A 10,736-nucleotide genomic window follows, 5' to 3' on the forward strand; every position below is an offset into this window, starting at 1 on the left:
TGGCCATGCTCCTCACCTCCCTCCGCACCTCCCCAACGTCGGCTGTCCATGCGCAGGGAACCAGGGGGACCTGTTGGGCAACGCGATGACTTGGTGGGACCACGACACCGGCAGCGTGTGGAGCCAGCTCACCGGCGAGGCGGTCCTCGGCCCTTTGCGCGGCGCCCGTCTGGAGCTGCTCCCGTCGACGCTCACCAGCTGGGGGGTGTGGCGGGCGGCCAACCCGGAGACGACCGCGCTGGACGAGCCGGGCGGGCCCAGCGGCTTCGATGTTGACGAGGTGCTGATCGCCGTCGACCTCGGTGATGAGTCGCTCGCCGTGGCTGTGACGGTGTTGCGGGAGCGGGGCGTGGTCAACGCCACTGTCAACGGGGTCCCGCTGGGCGCATTGACGGTCTTGCCTGGGGATTTCCGGGTCATTTCCCCGGCGGTCGTGTCTGGGACACTGGTGGGGGCTGAGCCGTGTCGCGTTGTTGGCGGCTGCGCCAGACGTAGCCGATCGCGGTCGCGATCGCGCCTGTGAGCACGAGCCCGGACAGCACCGGTCGGGTGCCGATCGCGGTGGTGAGCTGCGAGGACAGGGTCTCCACGCCGGTGATGATCCGGCCGCTGCTGGGGGTCCCCTGCCCGGGGCCGAGCACGGTCGCCCAGTAGAAGACGATGTAGCCGCCTGCGAGCACGAGCAGGCCGCCGGCCACCCGCGTGGTGTAGCGCGCCATTGCCCGGACCCGTTTGACGAAGGCGTCCTTTCCCAGGGCCAGCGCGACGGCCACGCCGAGCAGGGGCAGGGCCATGCCCAGCGCGTAGGTGGCGAAGGTCGCCACGCCCGCGGCGAGGCTGTCTTGTGTGCCCGCGCCGCCGACGACGACGAGGAACACCGGCAGGGTGCACGACAGCGACGCGATCGCGTAGGAGACCCCGAACAGGGCGGTGGGCCCGGTCCCGGTGCCGGACCCCGCGCTGGCGCCGGCGCGGGTGATGGTGGGCAGCCGCACGGGGATCGAGCGTCCGGTCAGCATGAGCGTGCCGACCGCGGCGAGGCCCACGCCGACCGCCAGCGCAGCGAAGGGGATCGCGGTGGTCAGCCAACGGGCGCCGGCGGTCAGCCCGATTCCGGCCAGGCCGAAGACGGTCAGGAAACCGACCGAGACGGTCAGGCCGACGCGCAGGGCGCGGGCCACCGCCGCGGGACGGGACTCGGCGGTGTCGCCGGTGCCCAGCAGGAACGACAGGTAGGCGGGCAGCATCGCGAAGCCGCACGGGTTGACGCTGGCGACCAGACCGGCGGCGAACGCCAGGGCGAAGGGCGCGTCCATCACGCTGCCACCCCGAACGCCTGCTCGATCGCCCGCTCGAGCTGCGCGCGCGATAGCGCTCCGGTGTGGGTGTCAACGATCTGGCCGGACCCGTCGATGAAGACCGTGGTGGGCATGCCGATTCCACCGAAGGCGGTGAACAGCTCACCGACCGGGTCGCGGCCCAGGTCGTAGGTCACCCCGGTGCGCTCGACGATCTCGGCTGCGGCGTCGGGGTCGTCCTCCAGGTTCAACCCGATGAACGCGACCTGGTCGCCGACGTCGGCGTGCACGGGCTCGAACGCCGCGCTCATCTCGGCCACGCACGGCGGGCACCACGACGCCCAGAAGTTCACCACCATGGGGGTGCCGGCCCAGTCGGCCAGGCGCACGACGCTGCCGTCGAAGTGCTCGAAGGTCGTGTCGAGCATCGCCGGTCGCCCCGTGGAGACATCGCCGTCCCCGGCCGGGGCAGTGGGGGCGGCGGGGGTGTCGCCTGAGTCGGCGCCCCCACCGGTGAGCAGCGCCGCAGCGCCGACCGCAACGACCAGGGCGATGCCGAGAAGTACCTGTCGGGTCATGAGGTCACCACACGGGTCTCGGGTCGGAACGCGAACTGGACGAACCAGAAGGTGTCGTCGTGGTTGAAGCGCTCGAGCTCGTGATCCTCGAGGGCGCCGTCGACGGCCCGGCCCAGCACGTTCCAGGTGCTGCCGGTCTCCCGGTCGCGGAACGCATCCTGGCCGGCGGGCTCGAAGGTCAGCTCCTGGCCGTCGACGACCGGACGGAACACCCCCGTCGCACCGATGTCGCGGCTGTCGGCGATGGTGCGCTCGTCGAGGGCCGAGGTGGTGCCAGGGGCCCAAAAGACCACCGCGGGCTCACCGGCGACCTCGTCGTGGATCACGCGCTGCTCGGTCAAGGCATCCCAGGCGTAGGCGACGGGGTCGTCCTCCCCGCCGGTGGTCACCACCCGCGCCATCTGCGGCAACGGACCGTCGGTGTCGCCGTCGAACAGGAACGGTGACCTGCCCGTGTCGTAGCCGGTGTAGGGGTTGGTGCCGTAGGGGCGGTCGTGGCCGGTGTCGCGGGACAGCACCTGCCCGTCGGGCCACGACGACCGATAGGCCTCCCACGACACGATCTGTAGCGGCAGGCGCGTCAGCTCGTCACCGAGCCGCTCCCCGACGATCGCCTCGCCGGTGAACTGTGACCACAGGCTGCGGGTCGCCCGGTCATACATCACCAGGTTGGAGCGCCACAGCCGACCCGACGTGCCGAAGTCGAGGACCTCGCCGTCGAGGGTGCGCTCGAAGACCAGCCCGGAGTTGCACAGCGGGCAGTAGGTGACCACCACCGGTATGTCGTCCACGACATCGTTGACGATCTCGTGGAACGTCAGGATCGCCAGCGGGTAGGCGCGCGCGTCGTCGCCAAGCTCCACGACCAGCACGGGCTCTTGGGGTGCGAGCCACTCGTCGGCCTCCCCGACGCCCTCGAACACCGGCTCGTCGATCGGTGGGATGCCGTCGGGCGGCGGACCACCCGAGCGGATCTCCTCCAGCGGCACCGACGCCGGTACCTTCACGCCCGCCGCCTCCAGCTCCCACGGCCACGGTGGCGGATCGGCTTGCGACACGCTCGCCGCGTCGTCGGCGGCGTTGGCGGCCTGGTCGAGCACGGTGTCGGCCGTGCACGCGGTCAGCAGCAGACCACCGCTTACGATGACGGCGGTCAGCAGTCCTAGCTGCACGGTGTCCTCCACGCGTCGGGTTGGCCTTGTCGTGTGGGAAACCCGCTGCGGGTCCGGGGACTTCCCCGGACCCGCTTGTGGCTGGCTGCAGGCTGCTCAGGCGTGGGACGCGACGTGTCGCTGCTCGCTGGACTGGGTGAATGCCTGGAAGACGAGCCCCAGTGCCAGCCCGTAGAGCAGATGGCCCATGAGGCTTTGCATCTGCATCTGGCCGATCTGGAAGACCGACATGCCCATGTAGGCGGGCATGATCAGCAGCGCGCCGGCCACCCACCAGACCACCCCGTAGACCGCGCCCAACCCGACGGCATGCGCCCAGGAGCGCGACGCCCCACCCAACGTCAGCGCGTAGCCGACCCCGAACAGCGTCGAGATCGCCAGGTGCACCGCCCAGCCGACGCCGGCGCTGTCCTGCTCGACCAGGCCGGCGATCATCCCCATCATCCCCATCATGTGCATCAGGGCGCCGAACATGACCCCTCCGGCGAGCCCTCCAACGATGCCTCCGAGCAGACGTTTCGAATCCATCAAGCAACAACTCCTTGTCTATGGCAGGAAATGGCTGACGGGGCGGGCAACCCGCCGTGCCGGTCGCGCTATTCCGTCTCGGGCAGGCCAGGGGCAGGCCAGGGCAGGCACTGGGAATGCACCGACAGGCCTGCGGGTTACCCAAGGGGTCCCTCGGTGGAGGTTGCCCCACCCTGATCCCCAGCAGCGAGGAGCAATACGGCGGTGGAGGGTCTGCAGGAGTTCGTGGCGTCCACGGGTTGGGCGGCACCGGTCGTGTTCGTCGTGGTGTATGCGGTGGGGACAGTCCTGTTGGTGCCTGGGGCGGCGATGACCGCCCTGGCCGGGGTGCTGTTCGGCCCGCTGGTGGGCACGGGGCTGGTCGTCGTGGGGGCCACGGCTGGCGCGACGGCGGCGTTCGTGCTGTCCCGTCGGCTGGGTCGCGCGCGCATCCAGCGGTTCCTGGGCCCACGGCTGACCAAGGCGGACGGCTGGTTGGAGCGCCGCGGCTTCGCCACGATGCTCGGTCTGCGCCTGGTGCCGCTGGTGCCCTTCAACGTGCTCAACTACGCGGCCGGCCTGTCGCGCATGGCGACCCGGCCCTACGTCGGCGCGACCGCGTTGGGGATCGTGCCGGGAGCGTTCGCCTACGCCTCGTTGGGGGGGACGCTGGATGACCCGTTGTCGGCACGGTTCCTCGGAGCGGTCGCGCTGGTCGTGGCGCTGGCGGTGGCCGGCACGTGGGGCAAGCGCTTCCTGAGCCGCTCAGCGGTGCCGGCCCCAACGGGCGGCGACGGTCAGGGCGAGCAGCGGCGGGGCGACGAACAGCAGCGTGAGCGTTGAGGCGACCTGGGGATCGTGCTGGACGAACGGGACGAGCAGCAGGGGCAGCATGGGGGTGGCGCCGGCGACCGCCAGGCTGGTGCCGTACTGGCTCCACGACACGAGGAACCCCAGCAGCAGCGCGAACGCCAGGGCGGGCGCTACGGCGGGCACGGTGACGTGGCGCAGACGGCTGGCGCGGGTGGCACCCAGCGTCGCGGCGGCCTCCTCCAGGCGGGTGACCCGGGCGGTGAACCCGGCGGCGAGCAGCAGTGCGACGTAGGGCAGGACGTAGACCAGGTGGGCGGCGACCAGCCCGGCCAGCGAGTCGGCCAGGCCCCAGCGCAGCAGCCAGGTGCTCAGTCCGTGACCGACCGCCAGTGGGGGGACCAGCAGCGGCAGCGCGATCAGCACGAGCAGACCGACGCGGACCCGGGGTGCCCCGCGAGCGAGCACCCGGCTGGCGGGCCAGGCCAGGAGCAGGGCCAGCGCCGCGGTGGCCAGCGCGACGAGCAGTGAGTTGCGCAGGGCGGGCCAGGCACTGCCGGAGGTGGACAGCACCTGTGCGAGCCCGCGTGTCCCCAGGCGCTGGGGCACGATCGCGGGGTGGCGCCACACGTCGGCGGCGGCACGGACCACCAGCAGCGCGAAGGGTGCTGCGTACAGTGCGGCGAGCATCCCCACGCCGATCCTGCGGAACCGGTGTTCAGGCATCGGCGTGGCGGGCGGCTCTGGCGGCGGGCAGGGCGAGCAGCAGCGCCAGCCCGGAGGTGAGCAGCAGCAGCGCGGCGGCGCGGGCCTGCCCGGCGAGCTCGACGCTGCGGGTGTGCTCCAGTGCCAGGGTGGCCAGGGTGGGCGGGTAGGTTGGGCCCACGATCAAGGGCACCTCGAAAGCCCCCACGACGAAGGCGGCCACGATCAGGCTGCCGGCGACCAGCGGCATGCGCACCGCCGGCCACACGACCGTGGTGAAGGCGCGCAGCCGACCGGCGCCGAGCACGGCGGCGGCTTCCTGGCGTCGGCGCACCGCGGGGGTCCAGGCGGCGGCGGTCAGCAACGCCAGGAACGGCAGCTCTTTGTACACGTACACGGCGATGACGCCGATGCCGGCGCGGTCACCGACGAGGTCCACGGGCAGCCCGCCGAGCATACGGTCGGCCAGGCCGCCGGGGCTGAGCCACAATGCGGCGGTGACGGCGACGACCAGGTGGGGCACGAGCACGGGAAGACCAAGGCCGACGCGTGCCCACACGTGGTCGCGGATCAGCGCGGCGACGGGGATCGCCAGCAGGGCGGCCAGGACAGTGGCGACGACGGCGGTGCGCACGGTGAAGACCAGCGCGTCGACAAAGGAGGGGTCGGCGACCACCGCGACCCACGCCGCGCCAGTGCGCGTGCCGGCAGGCCCGCGCAGGCTCGCGGCCAGGCCGCCGGCCAGCGCGCCGCCGAACAGCATCACGATCACGGCCACCGCCGGCGCTGCCCCGAGGGCCCGCTGATGCTCGACCGGGCGGTGCGCCGCGCGGTCGTGCCGACCCTTGACCGGGTCGGGCGACGGCTGGCCGGCACCGGGATCACCGCCGACGCGCTGACCGTGACCGGCCTGGTCGTCGGGCTGGGCGCCGCCGCCGCTGTGGCCACGACCCGCTGGTGGCTCGGGCTGGGGTTGTGGCTGGCCAACCGCCTGCTCGACGGACTGGACGGCGCGGTCGCCCGGGCCGGCGTGCCCTCGGAGTCGGGTGCGTTCCTCGACATCGTCTCGGACTTCACCGTCTACGGGGCGTTCGTCGTCGGGGTCGCCGTGGCGGTGCCCGACGCGCGGCTGGCGTGCGCCGTGCTGCTGTGCACCTACTACGTCAACGGGGCGTCGCTGCTGGCCTACTCCTCCCTGGCCGAGCGGCGTGGGCTGGCCGCCGTCGACGAGCGGGGCGTGCGCTTCCTGGGTGGGCTCACCGAGGGCACCGAGACGGTGATCGTGCACAGCCTGTTCTGCGTCGTGCCCGCCGCGGCGGCGCCGATCGCCTGGGTCTTCGCTGTCGCGGTCGGGCTCACCGCGGGCTGGCGGACGCTCGCCGCCGCGCATGCCCTGCGGGGGTCGTGAGTCGCGCATCAGGCGCGGGTGACCGCGCGCCGCGCCCCGAGCAGCGGTCTGACGACCCGCCTGGTGCGGTCAGTGAGGAACCGCCGGCGCAGGTGCGCGGCGCCGGCCGTGGCCGCGCCCAGCGCGAACGTCGGGTAGGGGTGCACGGTCTTGAACACATCACCCACCCCGGCGCGGCGTGCCACCAGTGCGGCCAGCTCGCCGATGACCTCGCCCGCGGCCGGCGCGGCGACGGTGGCGCCCACGAGCCGGCCTTTGGGGTCCCCGACCAGCGTGGCGAAGCCGTAGGGCGTGGCCGCGGTCAGCGCCCGGTCCACGTCGCGGTAGTCGTGGCGGGCCACGACCACGCGCGCCCCCCAGCGGGCACGGGCCCGATGTTCGTGCAGCCCGACGTGGGCGACCTCGGGGTCGGTGAACACCACGTAGGGCACGGCGCGGTAGCTGACGGACCGGCGCAGCCCCAGCAGGGCGTTCAACGTGGCGACGCCGGCCTGGTAGGCAGCGACGTGGGTGAACGGCAGCTCGGCGGTGACGTCGCCCGCGGCGTAGACCCCACCGGCGCTGGTGCGCAGACGCCGGTCGACGTTCACCGCGCCGTGGCGACCGGTGCGCACCCCGGCGCACGCCAGGTCCAGGCCGGCGGTGCGGGGACGCCGTCCGAGCGCGACGAGCAGCTCGTCGCCCTCCACCGTGACGGCACCGTCGGGCGTGGCCAGCTCCAGGCGCACTCCCGACGCGTCGCGGGTGACCGCAACGGCGGGGCTGCTGGTGTGCACGGCCACGCCCTCCTCCGCGAACCGGTCGGCGAGCAGTTGGCCCACCGCGGGGTCCTCGCTTGGCAGGAGACGCTCGGCCTGCTCCACGATGGTCACCTGGCTGCCCAGTCGGGCGAACGCCTGACCGAGCTCGCAGCCCACCGGCCCGCCGCCGAGCACGACCAGGCGTGGCGGCAGCGTCGTGGTGGCCCAGATGGTGTCGGTGGTCAAAGGGTCGGCGTCCGCGAGTCCCTCGATCGGTGGCAGCAGCGGTGCCGAGCCGGTGGCCACGAGTACGGCTCGAGCGGTCAGCACTCGTCCCGAGGCTGCCAGAGCGAGCCGGCGGGGGGCGAGGAACCGGGCGCTGTCGGCGATGACCTCCACGCCCAGCGACGTCAGACGCTCGGCAGAGTCGTGTGGTTCGATGTGGGCCTGGACGGCCCGCACCCGGTCCAGCACCGCGGCGAGATCCACGTCAGGATCCACAGGGGTCAGCCCGACGTGGTCGGCGTGGCGCATGCGATGGGCCAGACCGGCGGATGCGATCAGGCTCTTGCTCGGCACGCAGCCCGTCCACAGGCAGTCCCCGCCGGTGCGGTCACGCTCGACCAGGGCGACCCGTGCGCCCAGCTCGGCGGCCAGCACCGCAGCGGTCAGCCCCGCGGTGCCGCCCCCAAGCACCGCCAGGTCCAGGTCGGGCTTCATGCGGGCACCTCCCACAGGTGCTCGGCGGGCAGGTCCACGCCGACCCACTCGCCCACAGTCGGCGCTTCGTCGGTGGGAACATGGGCCTCCAGGCGCAGCCCGTTGGTGCCCAGGCGCACCCGCCGGTATGTGCCCAGGTAGTCCGAGGCGGTCACCTGCAGCCGCAGCGGCGCGGTGGCGTCGATCCGCACTCGCTCGGGCCGGATGGCCACGAGCCGGCCGCCGGAGCCCAGGAGGTTGGTGGCGCCCAGGAACCGCGCGACCGCGGCGGTCGGCGGGCGCTCGAACAGCTCGTCGGGGACACCATGGGCCACGACCCGCCCGTCGAGCAGCACCGCCAAGCGGTCGCCGAGCTCGGCGGCCTCGGCCTGGTCGTGGGTGACGTGCAGCATGGTCAGGCTGCGGCGGCGCTGGGTGTCGCGCAGCAGCGTGCGCAGGGCGCCGCGACGGTCGGGGTCCAGCGCGGACAGCGGCTCGTCGAGCAGCAGCAGCGCCGGGTCGGCGGCCAGCGCCCGGGCCAGCGCCACCCGTTGCTGCTCGCCGCCGGACAGGGTGGTGACCCGGCGCCCGGCGAAACCGGCCATGCCGACCTCGTCGAGCAGCCCCTCGGCCCTGGCCTGACGATCGCGCCGGGGCATGCCCGCGGCCCGTAGGGCGAACGCCACGTTGCCGGCGGCGTCGAGGTTGTCGAACAGCCGGGGCTCCTGGAACAGCACCATGACCGCGCGGCGGTGGGTGGGGACACCGGCGAGGTCGCGCCCACCGACGGTGACCGACCCGCGGGCCAGCGGTGCGAGGCCGGCGACCGCGCGCAGCAGGGTGGTCTTGCCGGCGCCCGACGGGCCGACGAGCACGGTCAGCAGGCCGGCCGGCGCATCGAGGTCGACGTCGTCGAGGACGGTCTGGCCGCCCGCGTGGACCGTGACCCCCCGACACTGCAGTCCGCTGGTCGCAGTCGCAGCGTCTGCGCCGTGCCGGCGTTGCGCCGCCCGGCTCACCGGGCCACCTCCTGGCGCCAACGCTGGTTGATCGGCTCGACCTGGTCGGCGGACAGCTCAGCAAGGGGCTCGCCGAGGTCGGACAGGACGTGCGGGCCGGTCGCGCCGCTCAGAGCGTCGCGCTGGTCCTCGTCGAGCCGGTCGAGGTCGAGCACCGTGGGCATCCCCCACACGGCCGGGTCGCCCATGACCGCCTGCAGCTGCGGGGACAGCAGCAGGTCCGCGACGACCAGGGCTCCGGCGGTGTGGGCGGCGTTGCGCGGGATGGCGACGTAGCTGGTGTTCTGCAGCGTTCCGCTGGTGAGCGTGAACGGTCGGACCGATTCAGCGAAGGCGCCCTGGTGGACCCCGGTGGCCACGAACGTGGGGTCATAGCTCATCGCCAGGTCCACCTGTTCGTCGGAGAACAGCTGGCTGAGCTCGGCCTCCGAGCCCGGGAACGTCTCGCCCTCACGCCACTGCAACGGCTTGAGCTCGGCCAGCAGCGTGAACGCCTCGTCCTCGCCCAGCGCGGCCACCGCCTGGCGCACGAACGCCGCGCCGGTGAAGTCCGGGGGTGCGGGGTAGGTGACCCGGCCGGGGTGCGCGCGTGCGTAGTCCAGCAGCGCGTCGAAGCTGCGGGGGGGATGCGGGGTCCGCTCGGGGTCGTGGGCGAACACGAACGCTGCCCGCGCGAAGGGGGACTCGTCACCGTCCACGGGCAGCCCGAAGTCGGTGGCGATGGATGGGTCAGACCAGTCCACCAGCGCGGCGTTTGGCAAGTCGGTGGCCCAGCCGGTCAGCCACGCGTCAGCTTGGCGCCCCAAGGCGAAGTTCTCCCCGTTGATCCACACCAGGTCGACCCCGCCGCTGTCGTCGCGGCCCGCCTCGAGCTCGGCCAGCACCCGGCGGACGGCGTCCACGGTGGCGTCCACCGGCACCCGCTGCACGGTCACGCCCTGCTCGGCGGCGGCCGGTGCGACGTGGTCGTCGACGAAGCGGTTCACCCGCTCGTCGCCGCCGAACATCCACCAGCGCACCGTCTGGCCCTCCGCGGCAGCCAGCACACTCGGCCAGTCGCCCGGCTCGACCGTCTCGACGGTGCCACCAGCGCCAGCGCCGCAGGCCGCAGCCAACAGCGCGAGCATCACTGCCATGCACAAGGTCGGTCTCATGACAGCGCCTCGATCACGTTGATCAGCTCGCCGACCGGCGGTCGGTCGTCACGACGCTGGGGCCGGGCGTACACGATGACCCCGTGGTGATCCACGACGAAGTCCCCGCCCATCTGCCGTGTGTCGCCCCCCGAGGAGCGCATCCGCTCGCCGGCTACCAGCAGCCGAGCGTACTGGCGCCACACCTTGGGGTCCAGCCAGAGCAGCGGGAGCGGCAGCTGGCGCAGACCCCATGCCTGGTAGGCCGCCTTCTCCCGATCGATGGTCACCGGGAAGGGACAGTCCACGTCGCGCAGCATCAGGCGGCGGACCGCGTCCGGGTCGTCATGGGTCACCAGCAGCACACGCGCTCCGGCTGCATCCAGGCGGTCCTTCTTCCTGGCCACCTTCACGAGGTGGCTGCGGCAGATCAGTCACCCAGCATGACGCAGGAACGACACCAGGACCGGACCGCCACGCAACTCGGCAAGGTCGATCTCGCCACCGTCGAGGGACGGTAGGCGCAGCGCGGGTGCTGCCCGCCCGACCGCAGAGGGGCTGGTCATGCTGTCGAGACCAGCTCGTCGGCGAACGAGCGCAACCGTTGCAGTTGCGCGGCGTCGTGGGGTGGCGAGAGTCGGGCGAGGGAGGCGATCAGGGCACGGTA

12 protein-coding genes are annotated in these 10,736 nt (G+C 73.0%); 2 read left to right on the plus strand and 10 right to left on the minus strand.

Going from position 1 to position 10,736, the window contains the following annotated elements:
* Positions 1–416 precede the first annotated feature (416 nt).
* The 4 genes from WD250_03975 to WD250_03990 all read right to left on the minus strand — a co-directional run bounded on the left by WD250_03975 (position 417) and on the right by WD250_03990 (position 3,576).
* On the minus strand, positions 417–1,316 hold the full coding sequence (locus tag WD250_03975) for a cytochrome c biogenesis CcdA family protein (protein ID MEX2619357.1): 900 nt from the start codon (positions 1,314–1,316) through the stop codon (positions 417–419).
* Entirely contained in the window at positions 1,316–1,876 is a 561-nt protein-coding gene (locus tag WD250_03980) for a TlpA disulfide reductase family protein (GenBank protein MEX2619358.1), read from the minus strand. Before WD250_03980 ends, WD250_03975 begins: the two co-directional genes overlap by 1 nt.
* Complete coding sequence (locus WD250_03985) at positions 1,873–3,060, minus strand: DUF3179 domain-containing protein (GenBank protein MEX2619359.1); 1,188 nt, start codon at positions 3,058–3,060, stop codon at positions 1,873–1,875. Before WD250_03985 ends, WD250_03980 begins: the two co-directional genes overlap by 4 nt.
* A gap of 84 nt (positions 3,061–3,144) precedes the next feature.
* Positions 3,145–3,576, minus strand: a complete 432-nt coding sequence (locus WD250_03990; GenBank protein MEX2619360.1) for a hypothetical protein — start codon at positions 3,574–3,576, stop codon at positions 3,145–3,147.
* A gap of 204 nt (positions 3,577–3,780) precedes the next feature.
* Between WD250_03990 and WD250_03995 the strand changes: the two genes are divergently transcribed.
* A complete protein-coding gene (locus tag WD250_03995) occupies positions 3,781–4,398 on the plus strand; it encodes a TVP38/TMEM64 family protein (GenBank protein ID MEX2619361.1) in 618 nt (205 codons plus the stop codon).
* Here WD250_03995 and WD250_04000 read toward each other — a convergent pair.
* Positions 4,321–5,055: an ABC transporter permease subunit gene (locus WD250_04000; GenBank protein MEX2619362.1), complete on the minus strand. Its 735-nt coding sequence runs from the start codon at positions 5,053–5,055 to the stop codon at positions 4,321–4,323. The genes WD250_03995 and WD250_04000 overlap by 78 nt on opposite strands.
* Before the next feature lie 28 nt (positions 5,056–5,083).
* On the minus strand, positions 5,084–5,848 hold the full coding sequence (locus WD250_04005) for a hypothetical protein (protein MEX2619363.1): 765 nt from the start codon (positions 5,846–5,848) through the stop codon (positions 5,084–5,086).
* Positions 5,849–5,875: 27 nt separating this feature from the next.
* Here WD250_04005 and WD250_04010 point away from each other — a divergent pair, with 27 nt between their 5' ends.
* A complete protein-coding gene (locus tag WD250_04010; GenBank protein ID MEX2619364.1) occupies positions 5,876–6,478 on the plus strand; it encodes a CDP-alcohol phosphatidyltransferase family protein in 603 nt (200 codons plus the stop codon).
* 8 nt (positions 6,479–6,486) lie between these two features.
* Here WD250_04010 and WD250_04015 read toward each other — a convergent pair whose 3' ends face one another.
* From WD250_04015 to WD250_04030, 4 genes are read right to left on the minus strand one after another with little or no spacing between them, the layout of a single operon-like run.
* On the minus strand, positions 6,487–7,938 hold the full coding sequence (locus WD250_04015) for an FAD-dependent oxidoreductase (GenBank protein ID MEX2619365.1): 1,452 nt from the start codon (positions 7,936–7,938) through the stop codon (positions 6,487–6,489).
* On the minus strand, positions 7,935–8,936 hold the full coding sequence (locus WD250_04020; protein ID MEX2619366.1) for an ABC transporter ATP-binding protein: 1,002 nt from the start codon (positions 8,934–8,936) through the stop codon (positions 7,935–7,937). The genes WD250_04015 and WD250_04020 overlap by 4 nt, the downstream gene beginning before the upstream one ends.
* Positions 8,933–10,090, minus strand: a complete 1,158-nt coding sequence (locus WD250_04025) for an ABC transporter substrate-binding protein (GenBank protein MEX2619367.1) — start codon at positions 10,088–10,090, stop codon at positions 8,933–8,935. The genes WD250_04020 and WD250_04025 overlap by 4 nt, the downstream gene beginning before the upstream one ends.
* Positions 10,087–10,503, minus strand: coding sequence for an AhpC/TSA family protein (locus WD250_04030; protein ID MEX2619368.1), 417 nt, complete (start codon positions 10,501–10,503; stop codon positions 10,087–10,089). Before WD250_04030 ends, WD250_04025 begins: the two co-directional genes overlap by 4 nt.
* Positions 10,504–10,736: the final 233 nt, after the last annotated feature.

This window comes from Egibacteraceae bacterium, assembly GCA_040905805.1.
Lineage (GTDB): Bacteria > Actinomycetota > Nitriliruptoria > Euzebyales > Egibacteraceae > DATLGH01.

Excerpts from the sequence above, each read along its gene's own strand:
- WD250_03975 (MEX2619357.1), bottom strand. The coding sequence starts at position 1,316 with ATGGACGCGCCCTTCGCCCTGGCGTTCGCCGCCGGTCTGGTCGCCAGC.
- WD250_03980 (MEX2619358.1), bottom strand. The coding sequence starts at position 1,876 with ATGACCCGACAGGTACTTCTCGGCATCGCCCTGGTCGTTGCGGTCGGC.
- WD250_03990 (MEX2619360.1), bottom strand. The coding sequence starts at position 3,576 with ATGGATTCGAAACGTCTGCTCGGAGGCATCGTTGGAGGGCTCGCCGGA.
- WD250_04000 (MEX2619362.1), bottom strand. The coding sequence starts at position 5,055 with ATGCTCGCCGCACTGTACGCAGCACCCTTCGCGCTGCTGGTGGTCCGT.
- WD250_04010 (MEX2619364.1), top strand. The coding sequence starts at position 5,876 with ATGCTCGACCGGGCGGTGCGCCGCGCGGTCGTGCCGACCCTTGACCGG.
- WD250_04015 (MEX2619365.1), bottom strand. The coding sequence starts at position 7,938 with ATGAAGCCCGACCTGGACCTGGCGGTGCTTGGGGGCGGCACCGCGGGG.
- WD250_04025 (MEX2619367.1), bottom strand. The coding sequence starts at position 10,090 with ATGAGACCGACCTTGTGCATGGCAGTGATGCTCGCGCTGTTGGCTGCG.